This is a genomic window from Pantoea sp. B9002, assembly GCF_013385945.1.
Classification (GTDB): domain Bacteria; phylum Pseudomonadota; class Gammaproteobacteria; order Enterobacterales; family Enterobacteriaceae; genus Pantoea.
In genome coordinates this window covers 1-21,995 of sequence record NZ_JACAPA010000043.1, presented here as the reverse complement: position 1 = coordinate 21,995, position 21,995 = coordinate 1, and the positions used below count along the sequence as shown (strand labels likewise).

Below are 21,995 nucleotides of genomic sequence, written 5' to 3'. Positions count from 1 at the left end.
TTACTTCTCCTTCGCCTGCGGCAGCGTGATGCCGCTGAAGATCTTGATCACCGCGCTGTCATCTTCACGACCGTGGCCGGCGTTGCTGGCTTCGGTAAACATGTTGAGCGCGGTAGAAGCCAGCGGCAGCGGGAAGTGCAGCGACTTGGCGGTATCCGCCACCAGATTGAGATCTTTAACGAAGATATCGACCGCTGATTTCGGTGAGTAATCACCATCCACCACGTGACGCATGCGGTTCTCGAACATCCATGAGTTACCGGCGGCGTTGGTCACCACGTCATACATGGTGTCGAGCGGGATACCGGCGCGGGCGGCCAGCGCCATCGCTTCAGCGCCGACGGCAATGTGCACGCCCGCCAGCAGCTGGTGAATGATTTTTACGGTGGAGCCGAGACCGATTTCGCTGCCCACGCGATAGACTTTCGCCGCCACCGCATCCAGCACTGGCTTGAGCAGGGCAAAAGCTTCATCGCTGCCGGACGCCATCACCGTCATCTCGCCGACCGCGGCTTTAGCTGCGCCGCCGGAAACCGGTGCATCCAGCATCAGCAACTGATGCTGAGCCAGCTGTTGTTCAATCCCCTGCGCGTCCTGTGAAGAGATGGTAGAAGAGACCATCACCACGGTACCGGGCTTGAGCTGCGCCGCTACGCCGTTTTCACCGAACAGAATCGCTTTAACCTGCGCGGCGTTAACCACCAGCAGCAGCACCGCATCGAGTTCGGCGGCAAAGCTGGCAGCGGAGGTCTGCGCATCACGCGCACCGGCCTGACGCAGGGTTTCCAGCGCCTGCGGATTGAGATCAACACCCCAGGTATTTAATCCTGCACGGATGCAAGACTGCGCTGCACCCATGCCCATGGAACCTAAACCAATCACGCCGATGTTATTCACGGTTGCTGACATAGCAAACCTCCATTGTTAATTTAAGTGATAATTTGTTCATTGGTGTTAAGTCTGCCGCAGTTAGTGGCTAATAAACGTGCGTGATATCACAAAAATTAACTTCACTGCGCAATGGTTAACATGGATTCACAGCCGGAGGTTCGCGCGCCGCAGCCAGTCCAGATGGGATTTCTGCCTAGATTCCGGCAAGATAAATTGTGCTGCGAGCTGTGAATCGATGATCTACAATGTGAAAAAATGATAATTCAGGGAGAGCAATGTGATTCCGGTTGAACGTCATCAACAAATTTTAGCGCTGGTTGGCGAACGCGGCGTCGTCAGTATTGCCGAGCTTACTGAGCGCTTGGGTGTGTCGCATATGACGATTCGTCGCGACGTGCAGAAGCTGGAAGAGCAAGGCGCGGTGCTGTCTGTGTCGGGCGGCGTACGCTCGGCGGATCGCCTGGCGGCGGAGCCGTCGCATCTGGCGAAAACCAATATGTACAGCGGCGAGAAGATGGCGATTGGGCAGTATGCCGCGCGCCATATTCCGCGCAACAGCTGCATCTATATCGATGCCGGCACCACCACACTGGCGCTGGCGCGCGAGTTGGTTGAGCGTGATGACTTGCTGGTGGTGACCAACGATTTCGTGATTGCGCGCCTGCTGATGGAGAGCAGCGGCTGCAAGCTGATTCACACCGGCGGCACGGTGTGTCGTGAGAACCGTTCCAGCGTCGGTGAAGCGGCAGCCAGAAGTTTGCGCCAGCTGGCGATCGATATCGCGTTTATCTCCGCTTCCTGCTGGGGGCCGCGTGGCTTGTTTACGCCAGATGAAGATAAAGTGCCGGTGAAGCTGGCGGCGAGCGATGTGAGTAGTAAGCGCGTGTTGTTAAGCGACAGTTCCAAGTACAACAAGATTGCAACGCATCTGGCGTTGCCGCTGGAGCGGTTTGATACGTTGATTACCGATGCGGAGCTGAGTAAAGCGGGACGCGAGGCGTTGAGTGCGGGGAGTTGGGAGTTGGTGTTGGCGGGATAGTGCTCGCTGTCCCCCCTCCTCGGTCGGTGCTCGTTGTCCCCCATCCCGGCCTTCCCCCGCAAGCGGGGGAAGGAGACGCTGCCACATGCAGCTTCAGAACTAACATATGGCAGCATCTTCCTCCCCCATTTATGGGGGAGGACCGAGGAGGGGGACAACGATGTCGATCAAATCACACTTCTTCGCTGAACTGCGGAACCGGGTTGCGGAAGGTGCGGGTAACAAATGCGAGGTAAATAATACCAATCGCTGCCCACACCAGGCCGAGCACCATTGAGGTCTCTTCCAGGTTAATCCACAACGCACCGACTGTCAGAGCGCCCATCACCGGCAGCACCAGATAGTTGATGTGATCTTTCAGCGTCTTGTTACGCTTCTCACGGATCCAGAACTGCGCAATCACCGACAGGTTCACAAAGGTGAACGCCACCAGCGCACCGAAGTTAATCAGCGCGGTTGCGGTTACCAGGTCGAAGTTGATCGCCATCAGCGCTACCGCGCCCACCAGCAGCACGTTCAGGGACGGCGTGCGGTATTTCGGGTGCACGAAGCCAAAGAAACGCTGCGGGAACACGCCATCGCGGCCCATCACGTACATCAGACGCGAAACGCCTGCGTGCGCGGCCATACCGGATGCCAGCACCGTCACCACCGAGAAGATCAGGATGCCAATCTGCAGCGCTTTACCCGCTACGAACAGCATGATTTCTGGCTGTGAAGAGTCCGGATTCTGGAAACGCGAGATGTCCGGGAAGTACAGCTGCAGGAAGTAAGAGACACCGATAAAGATCACACCACCAATCAGCGCGGTGAGGAAAATCGCGCGCGGGATAGTGCGTTCAGCATCTTTGGTCTCTTCCGACAGCGAACTGATACCGTCGAAGCCGAGGAACGAGAAGCAGAGAATAGTCGCACCGGTAATCATCGGGACTACGTGCGCATTCTCCGACCAGAACGGTTTGCTGCTGGTCAATGTTCCTGCGCCAACACCGTGTGCCACACCGTAAACCACCATACCGGTAATCACTACCATCACCACCACCTGCAGCACCACGATCACGCTGTTGAAGTTGGCAACGGTTTTGATTCCACGCAGGTTGGAGATGGTCATAAAGGCCACCAGCAGCACCACGAAAATCCATGACGGAATGCCCGGCACCAGCGTCTCAAAGTAGCTTTTCGCCAGCAGGATGTTGATCATCGGCATGAACAAGTAGTCCAGCAGTGATGACCAGCCAACCATAAAGCCGACGTGCGGACTGATTGCCTTCTGAGCATAGGTGTAAGCGGAGCCCGCAGATGGGAAGCGGCGTACCAGCTTGCCGTAGCTCACGGCAGTAAACAGAATCGCGATCAGGGCGAAAGCATAAGCGGTGGCGACGTGGCCGTCGGTCAATCCAGACACGATTCCGAAGGTATCAAACAGGGTCATTGGCTGCATATACGCCAGGCCCATCATGACAACCGGGATCAGGGTCAGGGATTTTTTCAGGTGTGCACGCTGAGGTGCGGCAGAGGTGTTAAGCGACATTGTTCAGGCCCCCGCAAGCGACAACCGCGATTGGCTGAGCTACAGGGATACTGCGCAATTTGCTGCAGTGAGAAGTGATATTAGTGTTTGCGATTGTCGCGGCGCCGTAGTCATCACGGAAGCGAGAACCAGCCTGCGCTGGTGCAATGTTAAACATTCCCATCTTTGTTTTCCTCAAATCTCACGCACAAGCGTGTTTGTCAGTATCTATCTATCCGGATGCGTGTCCGGCCTCGTTTGAATGTCAGTGAGTACATCATGCAAAAAAATAACCGACGCGGTTAACGTCGGTTAGTTCTCATTTTGCAGGGCGCGTATTTTGCCCCAACTTATGCCATCGGCACAAGACGTTAGATCAAATCTTCCTGCGTCAGGCGTTCTTCAGCATCCAGTCGATTTCTGTTGAGGTGATTAAGCGCTCAAACTGCATCAATTCATACTGTTTGCAGCTGTGCCACACCCCGCTGAAACGCTCGCCCAGCAGCTTTTGCAGCGGATAGCTATTCTCGAATTCATACAGCGCATCGCTCTGCCGAATCGGTAATGCCAGCCCTTCTGCTTCATGCCCATTGCCCTGCACCGCATGCGGTAAAGGTAGCTGATTATCCAGACCGTGCAAAATACCGGCAAGAATAGTTGACACCACCAGATAGGGATTTGCATCCGCACCGGCCACGCGATACTCAATGCGATGGTTATCCGCATCGCCACAAGGCACACGCAACGCAACCGTGCGGTTGTTATGTCCCCACGAGGCCTGCAATGGCACGTAAGCTTCCGGCAAGAAGCGGCGATAGGCGTTCACGTTCGGCGCCAGCAGCGCCATTGAGGCCGGCATCAAATCGATCATGCCCGCCAGCGCACGTTTCATCAACGGTGAATCGCTGCCGTCATCCAAAGCAAAAGCGTTGTGATCGGCGGCATCCAGCATGCTGATGTGCACATGCATGCCGCTGCCCGCGTACTCTTCGTAAGGCTTGGCCATGAAAGTGGCGGTCATGCCGTGATTTTCCGCCACCTGACGCACCAGCCGTTTCAGCTGAATAGCGTGATCGCAGGCTTTCAGCACGTCACGCGTGTGATGCAGGTTGATTTCGAACTGGCCGGGCGAAGCTTCCGCCAGCGCGCCATCGGCGGGAATGCCTTGCAGCTTGGCGAGATGGTCGATATCACGCAGCACGTCGGCGAAGTGATCAAGATTATCCACCGAATACACCTGGCTCTGCATATTGCGTTCGTCACTGCCCGGCGAGCACGGCGGCTGAATGAAGCCCTCGGCATCGCGCTTTTTATCCACCAGATAGAACTCCAGCTCTACCGCTACCACCGGGAACAATCCTCGATTGCGCAGCTGTTGCCACAGCCGATTGAGGACATTACGGGGTTCAACGTCAAAGGGAGTGTCATCTTGGTTACACATGGTCAGCAACAGCTGAGCGACGTGCGTGGGATCGGCGGCAGAAGGAATTAAGGTTCCGGGAACCGGCATGCAGAGGTGGTCGGGTTCGCCCAGTGACTGACCCAGTCCGGCGTCTTCGACGGTGTTACCGAGAATATCCATAGCGAAAACCGAGGCCGGGAAATAACACCCTTTTTCCAGTTTTGCCAACGCGGAGATGGGAATGCGTTTACCGCGAAATACCCCATTTAAATCATTAAGAAGAATATCGACATACTGCGTTTCAGGATGGCGTTCCAGCCAGGTTTTGACCTCCAGCTGGAACGCGCTTGTTCGTTTCTCTTCACTATGTCGCGTGAAGTCTTCTACTTCTACGAGGTTCGTCATGATCCCACCCGCCCTTTACCGTTTAATATTGGTGCGCGCAATGCTCAAAATAACAGCCACTCCACTAACATAGCTCTAACGCAAAAAGTGTGCAAATGTAACAATTCTGTTTGAGGAATGAACGATCGGTTGCTAGATTGACAAAATATTGCACACTTTTAAGGCCAGCCGCGCATTTCCGGCGAAAATATTGAACAGCAACGCGGAGACGTTATGGGCATTATTTTTGACAAGCCCTTGATTGGCGTAGTGATGTGCCAGAATTTTATTGGCAGCCACGCAGGGCAAACGGTTCACAACAAATATCTCGACGCTATCGTGCTTGCCGGTGGCGTGCCGCTGCCATTGCCGCATCAACTGATGCAGGCACCTCATCTATTAGAAAACAGTATGACCGTGCTGGATGGCATTTTGCTGACCGGCAGTCCCAGCAACATTGAACCCTGGCATTACGGCGCAGACGGTAAAGAGGCGCATGCCGATCCGGCGCGCGATCGCCTCGCCTTCGGGCTCATCACCCATGCCATCGGTAAAAAAATGCCGATGTTCGGCATCTGTCGCGGCTTGCAGGAGCTGGTGGTCGCTAACGGCGGTGCGCTGCATCGCCAGCTGCATATGACTCATCAGTTCCAGGAGCACCGCGAAAACGACACGCTGCCGCTGGATGAGCAATACGCGCCGGTGCATGACGTACAGCCAGAAGTGGATGGCATGCTGAGCCAACTGCTGGGCAGCGCCGTACCCTTTGCGGTCAATTCGCTGCACGGGCAAGGCATTCGCGAAACCGGTCCGCTGCTGCGTGTGGAAGCGCGCGCGCCCGACGGGCTGATTGAAGCCGTGAGCCTGCCAAAGCACCCTTTCGCCCTCGCGGTGCAATGGCATCCGGAATGGCACTCCGATCGCGATCCGGTCTCGCGCCGTTTGTTTGAGGCCTTTATCCACGCCGCTGTCTGTTATCACAAGGAAAAACAGCCATGAATGATGCCACTCTGGCACCCGGACGTCGCTTATCGCAGATCCGGCAGGAGTTGGGATTGTCTCAGCGTCGCGTCGCTGAGTTATCAGGTTTAACGCACAGCGCCATTAGCACCATCGAACAGGACAAAGTCAGCCCGGCCGTCAGCACCTTGCAGAAGCTGCTGAAAGTTTACGGATTGTCGCTGTCGGAGTTCTTTTCCGAACCCAAAATCAATGCCACGCCGCGGGTGATTGTGCGCCCGGAAGAGTGCGTGGAGATCGGCAGCCTTGGCGTATCGCTGATGCTGATCGATAACGGTGCCGCGCGACGCGCGCTGGCGATGCTGCTGGAGCGTTATGAACCCGGCGCCAGCACCGGTGAGAAGTTACGCCATCCCGGCGAGGAAACCGGCACCGTACTGGAAGGTGAAATCACGCTGGTGGTCAACGGCCAGAGCTACCATCTCTATCGCGGTGAAAGCTATGTGATTGATACCGGCTTGCCGCACAGTTTTACCAATACCTCAGATCAGCCGTGTCGCATTGTTAGCGCGCATACGCCCGCCAATTTCTAAGGTTTCGCGCTTAAGGAGGATGTAATGCAACATGTGGGAAGTTATTACGCCGCTACCGCCAACGTGCATGAGCCGTGGCCGGAGCTGCAAGAGTCGGTGCAGTGCGATGTCTGCATCATTGGCGGCGGCTTTACCGGACTCTCGTCCGCGCTGTTTCTCACCGAGGCCGGTTACGACGTGGTGCTGCTTGAAGCAGCGAAAATCGGCTTTGGCGCCAGCGGCCGCAATGGCGGCCAGGTCGTCAACTCCTACAGCCGCGACGTGGATGTGATTGAGCAGCGCTACGGCAAACAGACCGCGCAAATGCTCGGCAGCATGATGTTTGAAGGCGCTGAGATCATTCGCGACCGCATCGATCGTTACGCTATAGCCTGCGACTATCGTCCCGGCGGCATTTTCGCCGCACTCAATCAACGGCAAATGGGCCATCTGCGCAGCCAAAAAGCACTTTGGGCGCGCTACGGCAATCACGATTTGGAGCTGCTTGATGAACGCGGTATTCGGCGCGAAGTGGCGACCGATCGCTACGTTGGCGGATTATTGGATAAACGCGGCGGACATCTGCATCCACTTAATCTCGCATTGGGTGAAGCCGAAGCGATTCGCCGTCATGGCGGACGCATTTATGAGCAGTCGGCGGCGATAGAAGTAAAATATGGCGCGCCGCATCGGGTAAAAACCGCTAAAGGCGAAGTCAGCGCCACCTTCGTGATTTTTGCCGGTAACGCCTATTTACCGTCGCAGCTTGAACCGCGCCTGACGCGCAAAAGCATGCCGTGCGGTTCGCAGATCGTCACCACCGAACCCTTAACGCGCGATCAGGCGCTGGGTTTGCTGCCGAACAATTACTGCGTTGAAGATTGTAACTATCTGCTCGACTACTTCCGCCTCACCGCTGATAACCGCCTGCTCTACGGCGGTGGCGTGGTGTACGGCGCACGCGAGCCGGATGATATCGAAGCGCTGATTCGTCCTAAGCTGCTACGCACGTTTCCGCAACTGCGTGACATCAAAATCAGCCACCGCTGGAGCGGCAATTTCCTGCTCACGCTATCGCGCATGCCGCAGTTTGGGCAGCTCGAGAAGAATGCGTTCTTTATGCAGGGCGACAGCGGACATGGCGTCACTTGTACGCATCTTTCTGGGAAGTTGATTGCTGAAGTGCTGCGCGGGCATGCGGAACGGTTTGATGCATTCGCGAAATTGCCGCATTTGCCGTTTCCGGGTGGAAGACGGTTTAAGGTGCCGCTCACCGCGATGGGGGCGGCATGGTATGCGTTACGGGATCGGTTTGGGATGTGAACTACTGATTACAATTTCTCGACACTCCTTTACCAAAACTTGCTATAAGACAACGGTAATGTCAGGATCGGGCTCTTTAAATTATTGGGCTGTAAAATGTTAAGGTTGTTCGCCAGATACACTTCTGTCGGTGTAATCAATACGCTCATTCATTGGGGTGTGTTTGCCGCACTTTATGCCATCGTTGGTAGCCAATCCCTGTCTAACCTCGTGGCGTTTTGTGTTGCGGTAACCTTTTCCTTCTTTGCCAACGCAAAATGGACGTTTAACGCAGAAGCGACCACTACCCGATATCTTCTTTATATCTGCTTTATGGGCGCAATGGCAACGGCCGTGGGCTGGACAGCTGACTATCTGCATATAAATCCAATCGTTACATTGGTTTTCTTCTCTGCACTCAGCTTGATTTGCGGCTTCGCCTACTCTAAGTTTTTCGTGTTTAGGACGAGTAAATGAAATTTTCTCTGATTGTTCCTGTATTGAATGAAGAGGAGGCCATTCCCCTCTTCTATACAGCAGTACGCGAATTTGAACCTTTCAAAAAATATAATGTTGAAATAGTTTTTATAAACGATGGCAGCACAGACAGCACTGAAGCGGTTCTAAATGAAATTGAGGCTAATGATACTTTAGTCAAACATATTTCGTTCACACGCAATTTTGGTAAAGAACCGGCCCTTTTCGCTGGCCTTGAAGCGGCAACTGGCGATGCCATCATTCCAATCGATGTGGATTTACAAGATCCTATAGATGTCATTCCTTTAATGGTTGATAAGTGGCATTTGGGCGCGGATATTGTTCTGGCGAAACGTGTTGACCGCAGCACCGACTCTCATTTAAAGCGTAAGACTGCAGAATGGTTTTACAAATTGCATAACAAGATCAGTTCGCCGAAGATCGAAGAAAACGTGGGTGATTTCCGCTTAATGTCACGCGACGTAGTGGAAAATATCAAATTGCTGCAGGAACGTAACCTGTTTATGAAAGGTGTTCTCAGCTGGGTCGGTGGCAAAACTGAAGTCGTTGAATATATTCGGGCAGACCGTATTGCGGGCACGACCAAATTTAATGGCTGGAAGTTGTGGAACCTTGCGCTTGAAGGGATCACTTCTTTTTCAACCTTCCCACTTCGGATCTGGACTTATCTCGGACTTGTTGTCGCTGCCCTTTCATTCATCTATGGCGCATGGATGCTAATTGATACTATTTTCTGGGGTAATCCTGTTAAAGGCTATCCTTCAATTATGGTTTCAATGCTGTTTTTAGGTGGCGTACAGCTCATTGGGATTGGCGTGCTTGGGGAATATATTGGCAGGATTTATATTGAGACTAAAGGCCGACCAAGATATATCGTATCCAGGAAGCAAATAAAATAGCATTTTAAAATCGCTTTAATTTCAACAGCTGTTTGCATGTAAAGCTTTAAAGGTGAATCATGATTTCAAAACAAGACAAATTATCACCCTGGTATTTTATTGCCATATTTATAGTAGCGGCAGTTATTATTATCACTAGACGACCTGACATTATAAATCATCCACAATTATGGGCAGAGGATGGTAAGGCATTTTTAGAACCAGTGTGGAATCAAGGGTTTCTAACTTCCATAATGACTCCAAGAGATGGATATTTTCAGTCTCTTCCTAAAATAACAATGGCAATTGCCTCGTCATTTGGACTTAGTTATGTTGCTCTCATATCAACATCTATAGCAATTTCACTCCGCTGCTTATTTGTTGTTTTCATTATGACCAGTCGATTTAATTACATCGATATGCGCTTTAGACTGGCATTTTGCTTATACTTCCTTTTTCAACCCAACATACAAGAAGCATATGTAAACATCACAAATGCTCACACCTATCTTGCAATCTATCTTTTGGCCGTTATTTTAGCTAAAGACTCTAAAAAGATTGCATGGAAAACACATGATATACTTATTCTAATTTTATCAGGTATTAGCGGTCCATTCATTGCGTTGCTCGCCCCTTCACTTGCGATAAAAAGATATTATGAAAGAGGTTCAATATTAAATGCCATAAAAGGCATTAACACTTTCGATGTTGTTTTCGCTTGTTGTATGTTGATTCAAGCTGGTTCGGTTATGTTTGGGGACAACACCAGAACACCTTCAAGTCTTGGAGCTACAATACCGCTCTTTTTTGAAATAATGTCGTACAAAGTCATTCTTGGTGCATTTTTTGATTTAAACAACGTCCAATGGATAATTGGGAAACCTATTATTAATGCATTTATATCACTCGTTTTTATAATCTCATCATTTTTCTTTCTGGTAAAAATGGACTGGAGATATAAAGCTGCATTTTGTTATGTATTCTTCACGCTACTCGTATCACTATATAAGCCTGTTATAAATCATAGCGAGGAACAGTGGCCTCTCTTCCTAATTCCTATCGTAGGATGTCGCTATTTCATACTGAGCGGTATGGGCATTTTTTGCTTAAGCTTAATAATAATGAGTCGGATAAAAGTTAGGCCTTATACTATTATCTTACTGTTCTGTATAACTCTATTTTCATCTTTAACTGTATCTTATCGAATGCCTCCTCTGGACAATGTCGGCTACGATAAAGACGTTGCTGTCTTTAATGAGGCAAAGAATGGTGAGAAAGTATTAATCCATACTAATCCCCCAGGTTGGTCAATGGAACTGATCAAAAAATAAATAATCATCCAAGTGTTTAGCTAGCATTTTTCATTTCAGAGGTGCTAGCTAATTTATATCTAAACTGAAAAATTATTTTTAATTGTAAATTGTCAGTGTGATGCATATCATAACTTTTATTAAAACTCTCCTCTGACTTCCGCTCGTTATCCTTGTCAATATCAAAACAATTAGATTATAATAACCTTACATTGGCACTTTAGCATTTACAAATTTTCGGGTGATTTGATGCTTTTCAGCTCTTCATACTTTATTTTCGTATTTTTACCTATATGCGTAATTGTTTATTTTTCACTAAACAAATATGGTTTCTATAAAACCAGTAAAGCATGGTTATGTCTAGCTAGTTTAATTTTCTATGGTTATTGGGAGGTGAAATATATACCTTTACTTCTCTCATCAATCATTTTTAACTTCGTGATCAGCAATATAATTACACCTAAAGATGACATTAAAAGTCAAAAAAGAAAATATATTTTAATATTTGGCATACTGATAAATATTGGCACTCTGGGATATTATAAATACTCTAATTTTTTCCTCGAGAACGTAAACTCATTTTTTGATAATAATTTCACCCCTCTTCATTTATTACTCCCTCTTGGAATAAGTTTCTTCACATTCACTCAAATTGCTTTTTTGGTGGATAGCTATAAAGGAAAAGTTAAAGAATATAGCTTTATCAATTACATTCTTTTTGTAACGTTCTTTCCTCATTTGATTGCGGGGCCAATCCTCCATCATGGCGAAATGATGCCGCAATTTAAAGATCATAATAATAACAAAGTTAATTTTTCCAATATACTTTCTGGACTATGCATTTTTTCAATTGGATTGATAAAAAAAGTAATTATTGCTGACACGTTTGCGGTATTTGCGCAAGAAGGATACTCTCCGGGCTATGTACATGATTTTTATAGCGCATGGGCGACGAGTTTATCATACACCTTCCAATTATATTTCGATTTTAGTGGCTATTGTGATATGGCAATTGGTGCTGCCTTGCTGTTTAACATCATGCTTCCTATAAATTTTAACTCTCCTTACAAAGCTGTTGATATACAAGATTTTTGGCGGAGATGGCACATTACACTGGGCAGATATTTACGCGATTACATCTATATACCTTTAGGCGGAAATAGACTTTCTCCGTTTAGGACTTACTTCAACCTATTCTTCACCTTTACTATTGCTGGTTTATGGCATGGTGCAAGTTGGTTATTCGTACTTTGGGGAGCAATGCACGGCGCAGCCCTTATTATTCATCGCGCCTGGAAAGCTACTGGCATGCGGATGTACAAACCTATTGCCTGGTTTATAACATTCATGTTTGTAAATATCAGCTGGGTTTTTTTCAGGTCTGAAAGTTTTGGACAAGCCTCCACTATTCTTTCTAATATGTTTACGATTTCCAATATGAGAAACATTTCTCTTGAACAACTGCCCTTGAATGATCTATCACGATATGGACAAATTGCAGGATGGGTAGCTAAAAACATCTCATATGGTATAGCAGCATATTCCTCAGTCTTTATCATGTCAGCGATAGCGTTACTTTGCTGCTCATTGAAAAACTCACAAGAAATAATAATTGGCCAAAGGATTGGTTATTTTAAAATCGTCATATTGGCCTTCATTTCATCCCTGGCTGTTTATCTTAGTCTGCACTCAGAAAGTGCGGTATTTCTCTATTTTAACTTCTGAGGTAACGATGAAGACTAAATCCATCACCTTCTTGTTAATTTTTATTCTTTCGGTTCTTGCGCTTCCAGCATATAGACTTTATGACGGCGTAACATTTTACAAAGCAAAAAGTTTACATGGTGCTTTGAATCAGGCCTACAATATTGATCCCATTTTATCCGTACTCGGCAGCCTTGGTAATAAACTTGGTATATCTATAGATCCCAGCAGTGTTTATCAAGGTAAGGATGGATGGTTATTTTTAGGCAAAGATTTCAACCAAACATTAATGAAAAAAATCAATGGGGAAAAATCCTTTGAGGACCAAATTCAAAGTGTAAATAAATCAATCAACAGTTGGTCAGAATATTTAAATAGCCTTGATTGCAAAAGGTTCTATATAGTAATTGGTCCCGATAAAGAGAGCATTTATCCTGAATATATGCCTGATTGGTATGAGCCTAACGCTAATCAAATTCCACAAAAGTTGCTTTCCTTAAATACTTCTGTTTATGTAGATACATTCTCTAAAATTAGGTCTGAAAAGGGTAATAACAGTAATCCATTGTATTTCAAGACTGATACACACTGGAATGAATTAGGTGCATCTCTTGCTTTTAAAGCTCTTGAAGAGAAATCAAAAAAAAATAATGATGGATTAATTTGGCCTTCAGAAAAATTAGAGTTTGACCAGTATCCTAGAGCACCTGGTGATTTATCTCATTTTCAAAGGTCTGGTGATTTCCTTAATGACGTCAATGTTACGATTAAAAACAAATCAATTAGCAATTATGATATAATTGAATCTTCATACTCTACCGGCAAAGTAATTTATCATGGTAAAAACACACCGATTGATTCACCCCAAGAAAACCTTCTGATAAAATCGCCTAATGCCTTGAATAATAAAAAAGTTATTTGGTTAAGAGATTCATTTGGCACGGCAATGTCTAGGTTAATGGCAGTAACTTTTTCCGAAACCCTTCAGATACATCATGCAAGAGTAACACCTGAAAAAATAAAAGAAATAATATTAAATTATAAACCAGATTATGTGATAGTTACTGTTGTCGAACGTGACTCAATGGGTAAAGTTTTTCAGTATGATGTGAATAAAAACAGCCAATAATAAAACACTCATATTTTTGAGTTTTTTGAGGCCGCACTTGCGGCCTTATATTCAAATATTCATCAATATTAACAATCAGTTTTAAAATGATTGGGCTATATAAAATTACTCCAGCGGCATTTTCATCGGGTCGTCATACGTATACTCAAACCCCAGCTCACTCGCGATCTTCGAGCCATCAATGACCTTCCCGTTGGAACGCTCCGGCTCGGCGATAAACGTCGGTGGCTCAAGCCCCAGCTGCCTGGATACGCTGGGGTAAAAGCTATCGCGCGACGGGTGTTTCGATGCACACAGATTGTAAACATGCCCGCCTTTCGGGGTTTGCAGCAACAGGACAATCGCATCCACCACATCATCGAGATGTACCAGATTGACCGCGTGACCGCCGTTTTCCAGTCCGGTTTTACCCGCCAGAAAACGGCCCGGATGACGATTCGGCCCCACTAATCCCGCCAGACGCACAATATCCACGCTGGTGCCGGGCAGATCGTGCAGCCAGTTTTCCAGCTCCACCAGCGTTTTGCCGGCGACGGTTTCCGGCTGCAGCGGGCTGCTCTCTTTCATTACGCCCGCGCCGCTGCCATATACCGACGAGGAGCTGGTGAAAATGATGCGCGGCACTTTCTTCGCCAGCGCGGTATCCACCACGTTCTGCACCGCCTGCATGTAATCTTCACCGCCTTTTACCGTGCGGCTGGCGGGTAACGTCACCACCAGCGCATCCACCGCCATCAGCGTATCTAACTCTTCGGCTTCACACTCCAGCTCGGGCGTTAGCACCAGCTGGAAGGCTTCGATGCCACAGCGGCGTGCGGCGTCCACGCCATCCGGCGAGGTTTTACTGCCGGTTACCTGCCAGCCGCGTGCCGTTAGCGCCATCGCCAGCGGCATACCCAGCCATCCCAGACCTACAATCGCGACCTTTTTCATATCGACTCCTGCTATGGGCTCACACTTCATCTTAGTGCGGGTAGATGTGCCAAACCAGCGCAAACTGTTTCGGGAGATTCCGGAAATTGACGGTTAAAAAAGGGTTGCCAATTGTCACCATCTTCGTTAGGTTATTCAGCACGCAAATGAATACTCATTCAGCAACGGAATTTACTATGACACGCGTTCAGTTCAACCACCATCATCACCATCACCCTGACTAGTCTTTCAGGCGATGTGTGCTGGGAGACGATTAGGATCTTCCAGTGGTGCGAACGCAAAGAGAGCCCCCGGAAGATCATCTTCCGGGGGTTTTTTTATGGGCGAACGCAAACCAACACGTTCAGACAGGATTGAATAAGAGGACAGGAACCATGTTAGATAACACCCGTATTCGCATAGCTATGCAGAAATCTGGCCGTTTAAGTGATGAATCACGCGAACTGCTGGCACGCTGCGGTATCAAAATCAACCTTCAGCAACAGCGTCTGATTGCGTTTGCGGAGAACATGCCAATCGACATCCTGCGTGTGCGCGATGACGATATTCCTGGCCTGGTAATGGATGGCGTGGTCGATCTCGGTATCGTCGGCGAAAACGTGCTGGAAGAGGAGCTGCTGAACCGTCGTGCTCAGGGCGAAGATCCGCGTTACTTCACGCTGCGTCGTCTGGATTTCGGCGGTTGTCGCCTGTCGCTGGCGATGCCAGTTGATGAAGAGTACACCGGCCCGCAATGCCTGAATAACGCCCGTATCGCCACCTCTTATCCGCACCTGCTGAAGAAATACCTCGATAAACAAGGCATCGCCTTCAAATCCTGTTTGCTGAACGGTTCTGTTGAAGTCGCGCCTCGCGCCGGCCTGGCCGATGCGATTTGTGATCTGGTTTCTACTGGCGCTACGCTGGAAGCCAACGGCCTGCGTGAAGTCGAAGTTATCTACCGCTCTAAAGCAGTGCTGATTCAGCGCGACGGCGAAATGCCTGCCGCCAAGCAAGAGCTGATCGACAAAATGATGACGCGTATTCAGGGCGTGATTAAAGCGCGTGAATCCAAGTACATCATGCTGCACGCGCCAAGCGAGCGCCTGGATGAAGTGATTGCGCTGCTGCCGGGCGCTGAGCGTCCAACCGTGCTGCCGCTGGCCGGTGATGTGAGCCGCGTGGCGATGCACATGGTGAGCAGCGAAACGCTGTTCTGGGAAACCATGGAAAAACTGAAAGCGCTGGGTGCCAGCTCAATCCTCGTACTGCCAATCGAAAAAATGTTGGAGTAACAGGATGAGCACGCTGATGACACCCATTGATTGGCAGCAATGCAGCACAGAGCAGCAGCAAGCGTTGCTGATGCGTCCGGCGATTTCGGCTTCAGAAAGCATCAGCCAGATCGTGCGCGACGTGTTGATTAAAGTGAAAAGTGATGGCGATGCGGCGCTGCGTGAATTCAGTGCGCGTTTCGATAAAGCGCAGGTGGAAAACCTGCGCGTCACCGCAGCAGAGATGCAGGCCGCCAGCGATCGTCTGAACGACACGCTGAAGCAGGCGATGGCGGTGGCGGTAGGAAATATCGAAACCTTCCACAACGCACAGATTCTGGCCGAAGTGGATGTGGAAACCCAGCCTGGCGTGCGCTGCCAGCAGATTACCCGTCCGGTGAAATCGGTGGGTTTGTACATTCCTGGTGGTTCCGCCCCGCTGTTCTCAACCGTATTGATGCTGGCGACACCGGCACGCATCGCTGGTTGCGGCCGCGTGGTGCTGTGTTCACCACCGCCGATTGCTGATGAAATTCTTTACGCAGCGCAGCTGTGCGGCGTTAAAGAGGTGTTTCAGGTGGGCGGTTCACAAGCCATCGCCGCCCTCGCCTTCGGCACCGAAACCGTGCCGAAAGTGGACAAGATTTTTGGCCCAGGTAACGCGTACGTCACCGAAGCCAAACGTCAGGTTAGCCAGCGTTTAGATGGCGCGGCGATTGATATGCCAGCCGGTCCATCGGAAGTGCTGGTGATTGCCGATGAAGGTGCTACGCCCGCGTTCGTGGCATCCGATTTGCTGTCGCAGGCGGAACACGGCCCGGATTCGCAGGTGATTCTGCTTACGCCGTCGCTACAACTGGCCGAAGCCGTGGCGCAAGCGGTTGAAGAGCAACTGGCGCAGCTGCCACGCGCTGCTACCGCGCGTCAGGCTTTAGAGAGCAGCCGCCTGATTGTGCTGCGCGATTTGGATCAGTGTATCGAGATCTCTAACCTGTACGGCCCGGAGCACCTGATCATTCAGACGCGCCTGCCGCGCGATCTGGTGGATAGCATCACCAGCGCCGGTTCAGTATTCCTTGGCGACTGGTCACCGGAATCGGCGGGCGATTACGCGTCTGGCACTAACCACGTGCTGCCGACCTACGGCTACACCGCGACCTGTTCCAGCCTTGGCCTGGCCGATTTCCAGAAACGTATGACGGTGCAAGAGCTGACGCCGCAAGGCTTCCTCAATCTTGCCGCGACGATTGAGACGCTGGCCGCCGCTGAGCAGCTGGAAGCCCACAAAAATGCCGTTACCCTGCGTGTTGCCGCGCTGAAGGAGCAAGCATGAGCCTAAATATTGAAGAGTTAGCGCGCGCCAACGTGCGAGCGCTAACGCCGTATCAATCGGCGCGTCGTCTGGGTGGTAACGGTGATGTGTGGCTGAATGCCAACGAATTCCCGCTGCCGGTGCCGTTTGAGCTGTCGCAGCAGACGCTGAACCGCTATCCGGAATGCCAGCCAAAGATTGTCATTGAGCGCTACGCCGCTTACGCCGGTTTGACGCCGGAGCAGGTTCTGGTCAGCCGCGGCGCGGATGAAGGCATCGAACTGCTGATGCGCGCGTTTTGCGAGCCGGGCAAAGATGCGATCCTGTTCTGCCCGCCAACTTACGGTATGTACAGCGTCAGCGCCGAAACCATCGGCATCGAATACCGCACCGTGGCGGCACTCGATGACTGGCAGCTGAATCTGCCGGCGATTGCCGAGCAGCTCGACGGCGTGAAAGTCGTCTATATGTGCAGCCCGAATAATCCGACCGGCAACCTGATCAATCCGGATGACATCCGCAAATTACTGGAGATGACCGCCGGTAAAGCGTTGTTAGTGGCCGATGAAGCCTATATCGAGTTTTGCCCGCAAGCGACGCTGGCGGGCTGGCTGCAGGAATATCCGCACTTAGTGATTCTGCGCACGCTTTCCAAAGCCTTTGCGCTGGCTGGTTTGCGCTGCGGCTTCACTCTGGCGAACAAGCCGGTAATCGATCTGCTGATGAAGGTGATTGCGCCCTATCCGCTGGCGACGCCGGTGGCGGATGTCGCCGGGCAAGCGCTGAGCGAGCAAGGCATCGCGCTGATGCGTCAGCACGTTGCCGAGCTGAACACCAATCGCGCCTGGCTGTTTGAACAGTTGCCGAACATTAGCGTGGTGCAACAGGTGTTCCCGAGCGAAACCAACTACATTCTGGCGCGTTTCACTGATTCGCCAAAAGTGTTTAAAACGCTGTGGGATCAAGGCATTATTCTGCGCGACCAAAACAAAAACCCCGGCCTTGCGGGATGCCTGCGCATCTCCATCGGCACCCGTGAAGAGTGCGAGCGCCTGATCGCCGCGCTGCAAGCCTTATCAGTGGAGCAAGCATGAGTCAGAAGATCCTTTTTATCGACCGCGACGGCACCATCATCTCTGAGCCACCCACCGATTATCAGGTGGATCGCATGGAGAAGCTGGCGTTTGAGAAGAACGCCATTCCAGCGCTGCTGGCGTTGCAGGAAGCGGGCTATCAGCTGGTGATGATCACCAATCAGGATGGCCTCGGCACCGATAGCTTCCCGCAGGCCGATTTCGACGGTCCGCACAACCTGATGATGCAGATTCTCAGCTCACAAGGCGTGAATTTCAGCGACATCCTGATCTGCCCGCATATGCCGGAAGATAACTGCGATTGCCGCAAGCCAAAGACCAAAATGGTTGAAGCCTGGCTGGCCGCCGGTGCGCTCGATACCGCCAACAGCTACGTGATTGGCGATCGTCTCACCGATATTCAGCTGGCGCAGAACATGGGCATTCAGGGCCTGCGTTACGGCGCAGAAGGCGAAGACTGGGATGCGATTCAGGCGCGTCTGACCAAGCGCGATCGTTATGCGCTGGTGCAACGCAACACCAAAGAGACGCAGATTAAAGTCGAAGTGTGGCTGGATCGCGAAGGCGGCAGCAAAATTAACACCGGCGTCGGTTTCTTTGACCACATGCTGGATCAGATTGCGGTGCACGGCGGTTTCCGCATGAACATCGACGTCAAAGGCGATCTCTATATCGACGATCACCACACCGTGGAAGACACCGGTTTGGCGCTCGGTGAAGCATTGCTTAAAGCGCTGGGCGACAAACGCGGCATCGGCCGTTTCGGCTTCGTGTTGCCAATGGATGAGTGCCTGGCGCGCTGCGCGCTGGATATCTCCGGTCGTCCGCACATCGAATTCAAAGCCGAGTTCAGCTACCAGCGCGTCGGCGATCTCAGCACCGAGATGGTCGAGCACTTCTTCAGCTCCCTCTCCTACGCGATGATGAGCACGCTGCACCTGAAAACCAAAGGCCGCAACGATCACCATCGTGTGGAAAGCCTGTTCAAAGCCTTTGGCCGCACGCTGCGCCAGGCGATTCGCGTGGAAGGCAACACCTTGCCGAGTTCGAAAGGAGTGCTGTGATGAACGTGGTGATCCTCGATACCGGCTGCGCCAATTTGTCGTCGGTGAAGTGGGCGATTGAGCGCCTCGGCTATACGCCGCAGGTCAGCCGCGATCCCGATGTGGTGCTGCACGCCGACAAGCTGTTATTGCCCGGCGTCGGTACCGCGCAGGCGGCGATGAATCAATTGCAGGAACGCGATTTGATCGACCTGATCAAAGCCTGTACCCAGCCGGTGCTGGGTATTTGCCTCGGCATGCAGCTGCTCGGTCGCGGTAGCGATGAGAATGGCGGCATTACCACGCTGGGCATTGTGGATGAGCCGGTTTCCCTGATGGATACCCAGGATTTGCCGCTGCCGCACATGGGCTGGAACCAGATCACCTCGCAGGCCGGTCATCATCTGTTCCGCGATATTCCTGATGGCAGCTACTTCTACTTCGTGCACAGCTACGCCATGCCGGTGAATGCCGCCACCATCGCGCAGTGCGATTACGGCCATCCGTTCACTGCCGCCCTGCAGAAAGATAACTTCTTCGGTGTGCAGTTCCACCCGGAGCGTTCTGGCAAAGCAGGCGCGCAGTTGCTGAAAAATTTCCTGGAGATGTGATGATTATCCCCGCATTAGATTTAATCGACGGCAAAGTGGTGCGTTTGCATCAGGGCGATTACGGCCAGCAGCGCGATTACGGTAGCGATCCGCTGCCACGCTTGCAGGATTACGAGCGTCAGGGCGCCGAAGTGCTGCATCTGGTGGATTTGACCGGCGCGAAAGATCCGGCCAAACGGCAGATTCCGCTGCTCACCACCTTGCTGCGCGGCGTCAATGTGCCGGTGCAGGTTGGCGGCGGCATCCGCAATCGCGATGATGTCGCGGCGCTGCTGGCGGCCGGTGCCACCCGCGTGGTGGTGGGTTCCACCGCGGTGAAGCAACCGGAAGAAGTGAAAAACTGGTTCAGCGAGTTTGGCGCTGACGCCATCGTGCTGGCACTGGATGTGCGCATTGATGCCAATAATCGCAAAGAAGTGGCGATCAGCGGCTGGCAGGAAGCGGCGGGCGTGACTCTGGAAGAAGTGATTGGCTGGTATCAGCCGGTTGGCCTCAAGCACGTGCTGTGCACTGATATCTCGCGCGATGGTACGCTGAGCGGTTCCAATGTCGCGCTGTATAAAGAAGTCTCTGCGGCCTTTCCTGACATCGCATTCCAGTCTTCCGGCGGCATCGGTTCGCTGGACGATATCGCTGCCCTGCGCGGTAACGGCGCACAAGGCGTGATCGTTGGTCGCGCTTTATTGGAAGATAAATTCACGGTGGCGGAGGCGATTGCATGCTGGCAAAACGGATAATTCCTTGTCTTGATGTACGTGACGGGCAAGTGGTGAAAGGCGTTCAGTTCCGCAACCACGAAATCATCGGCGACATCGTGCCGCTGGCGCAGCGCTATGCGCAGGAAGGTGCGGACGAGCTGGTGTTCTACGATATCACCGCCTCATCGGATGGTCGCGTCGTGGACAAAAGCTGGGTGTCACGCGTGGCGGAAGTGATCGATATTCCGTTCTGCGTGGCGGGCGGCATCAAGAGTGAAGAAGACGCAGCACGCATTCTGCAGTTCGGTGCCGACAAGATTTCCATCAACTCGCCGGCATTAGCCGATCCCACGCTGATTACGCGTCTGGCCGATCGCTTTGGCGTGCAGTGCATCGTGGTGGGCATCGATACCTGGTTTGACGAAGCGAGCGGCAAATATCACGTCAATCAGTACACTGGCGACGAAGCGCGCACCAAAGTGACCACGTGGGAAACTCTGGATTGGGTGCAGGAAGTGCAGAAGCTGGGCGCAGGCGAAATCGTCCTCAACATGATGAACCAGGATGGCGTGCGTAACGGCTACGATCTGGTTCAGCTGAAGAAAGTGCGCGATGTCTGCAAAGTACCGCTTATCGCTTCCGGCGGCGCAGGCACCATGCCGCACTTCCTCGAAGCCTTTGAGCAGGCTAACGTCGATGGCGCGCTGGCGGCTTCGGTGTTTCACAAACAAATTATCAATATCGGCGAGTTGAAAAACTTCCTGATCGACAACGGTGTGGAGATTCGCGCGTGTTAACTGCAGAACAACTGGCCAGGCTGGATTGGGTCAAAACCGCGGGCATGATGCCCGTTATCGTCCAGCATAACGTCTCCGGCGAAGTGCTGATGCACGGTTATATGAACGAAGAAGCGCTGCAAAAAACCCTCAGCGAGGGCAACGTCACCTTCTTCTCACGCACCAAAAACCGGTTATGGACCAAAGGCGAAACTTCGGGCCACTTCCTGCAAGTGGCAAGCATCACGCCGGACTGCGACAACGACACGCTGCTTGTACTGGCGAATCCGATTGGCCCAACCTGCCATCTCGGCACCTCAAGCTGCTTCTCACCTGCGGCACCAGACTGGACGTTCCTCTATCAGCTCGAGCAACTGCTCGCCTCGCGTAAAACCGCCGATCCTGAGAGTTCGTATACCGCTAAACTCTACGCCAGCGGCACCAAGCGTATCGCGCAGAAAGTGGGTGAAGAAGGCGTGGAAACCGCTTTGGCAGCAACGGTTAACGACCGTCACGAGTTGACCAATGAAGCGTCTGATTTGCTGTATCACCTGATGGTGCTGCTGCAGGATCAGGAGCTGGATTTGAGCACCATCATCAATAATCTGCGGGCGCGTCATAAATAGCTTTCCGTAGGGTCGCCATTCATGGCGACCAATGTTCCAGGTGCGCATAAAGGTACAAACCGGGCTGATG

At 51.5% G+C, this 21,995-nt stretch carries 22 protein-coding genes and 1 other annotated feature; of the genes, 18 read left to right on the top strand and 4 right to left on the bottom strand.

Going from position 1 to position 21,995, the window contains the following annotated elements; genetic code table 11:
* Positions 1 to 909 (bottom strand): L-threonate dehydrogenase, encoded by a 909-nt coding sequence (gene ltnD, locus HX773_RS19855; RefSeq protein ID WP_176972959.1) that lies wholly within the window; start codon positions 907 to 909, stop codon positions 1 to 3.
* A gap of 259 nt (positions 910 to 1,168) precedes the next feature.
* Between ltnD and ygbI the strand changes: the two genes are divergently transcribed.
* Positions 1,169 to 1,930: a DNA-binding transcriptional repressor YgbI gene (ygbI, locus tag HX773_RS19850; RefSeq protein WP_176972958.1), complete on the top strand. Its 762-nt coding sequence runs from the start codon at positions 1,169 to 1,171 to the stop codon at positions 1,928 to 1,930.
* 172 nt (positions 1,931 to 2,102) lie between these two features.
* Here ygbI and HX773_RS19845 read toward each other — a convergent pair whose 3' ends face one another.
* Both HX773_RS19845 and HX773_RS19840 read right to left on the bottom strand, forming a co-directional pair.
* Positions 2,103 to 3,461, bottom strand: a complete 1,359-nt coding sequence (locus tag HX773_RS19845; protein WP_176972957.1) for an APC family permease — start codon at positions 3,459 to 3,461, stop codon at positions 2,103 to 2,105.
* A gap of 370 nt (positions 3,462 to 3,831) precedes the next feature.
* The gene (locus HX773_RS19840; protein WP_218168307.1) at positions 3,832 to 5,247 is read right to left on the bottom strand and encodes a glutamine synthetase family protein; all 1,416 of its coding nucleotides are present in this window, start codon (positions 5,245 to 5,247) and stop codon (positions 3,832 to 3,834) included.
* A 213-nt stretch (positions 5,248 to 5,460) separates the two neighbouring features.
* On the opposite strand from HX773_RS19840, the gene puuD reads away from it, so the two are divergent.
* The 8 genes from puuD (at position 5,461) to HX773_RS19800 (ending at position 13,579) form a co-directional block, all read left to right on the top strand.
* Positions 5,461 to 6,225, top strand: a complete 765-nt coding sequence (gene puuD / locus HX773_RS19835) for a gamma-glutamyl-gamma-aminobutyrate hydrolase (protein WP_176972956.1) — start codon at positions 5,461 to 5,463, stop codon at positions 6,223 to 6,225.
* The gene (puuR, locus tag HX773_RS19830; protein WP_008104818.1) at positions 6,222 to 6,779 is read left to right on the top strand and encodes an HTH-type transcriptional regulator PuuR; all 558 of its coding nucleotides are present in this window, start codon (positions 6,222 to 6,224) and stop codon (positions 6,777 to 6,779) included. The genes puuD and puuR overlap by 4 nt, the downstream gene beginning before the upstream one ends.
* Positions 6,780 to 6,803: 24 nt before the next feature.
* Positions 6,804 to 8,081, top strand: coding sequence for an FAD-binding oxidoreductase (locus HX773_RS19825; RefSeq protein WP_176972955.1), 1,278 nt, complete (start codon positions 6,804 to 6,806; stop codon positions 8,079 to 8,081).
* Between the two features lie 96 nt (positions 8,082 to 8,177).
* A complete protein-coding gene (locus HX773_RS19820; protein ID WP_061717701.1) occupies positions 8,178 to 8,537 on the top strand; it encodes a GtrA family protein in 360 nt (119 codons plus the stop codon).
* Positions 8,534 to 9,457, top strand: coding sequence for a glycosyltransferase family 2 protein (locus HX773_RS19815; protein WP_176972954.1), 924 nt, complete (start codon positions 8,534 to 8,536; stop codon positions 9,455 to 9,457). The genes HX773_RS19820 and HX773_RS19815 overlap by 4 nt, the downstream gene beginning before the upstream one ends.
* A 59-nt stretch (positions 9,458 to 9,516) precedes the next feature.
* Positions 9,517 to 10,767, top strand: a complete 1,251-nt coding sequence (locus HX773_RS19810; protein WP_176972953.1) for a glucosyl transferase — start codon at positions 9,517 to 9,519, stop codon at positions 10,765 to 10,767.
* Between the two features lie 228 nt (positions 10,768 to 10,995).
* Positions 10,996 to 12,471: an MBOAT family protein gene (locus HX773_RS19805; protein WP_176972952.1), complete on the top strand. Its 1,476-nt coding sequence runs from the start codon at positions 10,996 to 10,998 to the stop codon at positions 12,469 to 12,471.
* A gap of 7 nt (positions 12,472 to 12,478) precedes the next feature.
* The gene (locus tag HX773_RS19800) at positions 12,479 to 13,579 is read left to right on the top strand and encodes a hypothetical protein (protein ID WP_176972951.1); all 1,101 of its coding nucleotides are present in this window, start codon (positions 12,479 to 12,481) and stop codon (positions 13,577 to 13,579) included.
* Positions 13,580 to 13,684: 105 nt separating this feature from the next.
* On the opposite strand, the gene HX773_RS19795 is transcribed toward HX773_RS19800, so the two are convergent.
* Positions 13,685 to 14,512, bottom strand: coding sequence for an SDR family oxidoreductase (locus tag HX773_RS19795; RefSeq protein WP_176972950.1), 828 nt, complete (start codon positions 14,510 to 14,512; stop codon positions 13,685 to 13,687).
* Between the two features lie 176 nt (positions 14,513 to 14,688).
* Between HX773_RS19795 and hisL the strand changes: the two genes are divergently transcribed.
* The 9 genes from hisL (at position 14,689) to hisIE (ending at position 21,925) form a co-directional block, all read left to right on the top strand.
* The gene (gene hisL / locus HX773_RS19790) at positions 14,689 to 14,736 is read left to right on the top strand and encodes a his operon leader peptide (protein WP_100396937.1); all 48 of its coding nucleotides are present in this window, start codon (positions 14,689 to 14,691) and stop codon (positions 14,734 to 14,736) included.
* Positions 14,712 to 14,833: a sequence feature (His leader region), on the top strand. (Overlaps the previous gene by 25 nt.)
* A gap of 53 nt (positions 14,834 to 14,886) precedes the next feature.
* Positions 14,887 to 15,786, top strand: coding sequence for an ATP phosphoribosyltransferase (gene hisG, locus HX773_RS19785; protein ID WP_176972949.1), 900 nt, complete (start codon positions 14,887 to 14,889; stop codon positions 15,784 to 15,786).
* A 4-nt stretch (positions 15,787 to 15,790) separates the two neighbouring features.
* The gene (gene hisD, locus HX773_RS19780; RefSeq protein ID WP_176972948.1) at positions 15,791 to 17,098 is read left to right on the top strand and encodes a histidinol dehydrogenase; all 1,308 of its coding nucleotides are present in this window, start codon (positions 15,791 to 15,793) and stop codon (positions 17,096 to 17,098) included.
* A complete protein-coding gene (gene hisC / locus HX773_RS19775; RefSeq protein WP_176972947.1) occupies positions 17,095 to 18,171 on the top strand; it encodes a histidinol-phosphate transaminase in 1,077 nt (358 codons plus the stop codon). The genes hisD and hisC overlap by 4 nt, the downstream gene beginning before the upstream one ends.
* A complete protein-coding gene (gene hisB / locus HX773_RS19770) occupies positions 18,168 to 19,235 on the top strand; it encodes a bifunctional histidinol-phosphatase/imidazoleglycerol-phosphate dehydratase HisB (protein WP_049852483.1) in 1,068 nt (355 codons plus the stop codon). Before hisC ends, hisB begins: the two co-directional genes overlap by 4 nt.
* Complete coding sequence (gene hisH / locus HX773_RS19765) at positions 19,235 to 19,825, top strand: imidazole glycerol phosphate synthase subunit HisH (protein WP_176972946.1); 591 nt, start codon at positions 19,235 to 19,237, stop codon at positions 19,823 to 19,825. The genes hisB and hisH overlap by 1 nt, the downstream gene beginning before the upstream one ends.
* Positions 19,825 to 20,562: a 1-(5-phosphoribosyl)-5-[(5-phosphoribosylamino)methylideneamino]imidazole-4-carboxamide isomerase gene (hisA, locus tag HX773_RS19760; RefSeq protein WP_176972945.1), complete on the top strand. Its 738-nt coding sequence runs from the start codon at positions 19,825 to 19,827 to the stop codon at positions 20,560 to 20,562. Before hisH ends, hisA begins: the two co-directional genes overlap by 1 nt.
* The gene (hisF, locus tag HX773_RS19755) at positions 20,544 to 21,320 is read left to right on the top strand and encodes an imidazole glycerol phosphate synthase subunit HisF (RefSeq protein WP_007888882.1); all 777 of its coding nucleotides are present in this window, start codon (positions 20,544 to 20,546) and stop codon (positions 21,318 to 21,320) included. Before hisA ends, hisF begins: the two co-directional genes overlap by 19 nt.
* Positions 21,314 to 21,925: a bifunctional phosphoribosyl-AMP cyclohydrolase/phosphoribosyl-ATP diphosphatase HisIE gene (gene hisIE, locus HX773_RS19750; RefSeq protein ID WP_176972944.1), complete on the top strand. Its 612-nt coding sequence runs from the start codon at positions 21,314 to 21,316 to the stop codon at positions 21,923 to 21,925. The genes hisF and hisIE overlap by 7 nt, the downstream gene beginning before the upstream one ends.
* Positions 21,926 to 21,995: the final 70 nt, after the last annotated feature.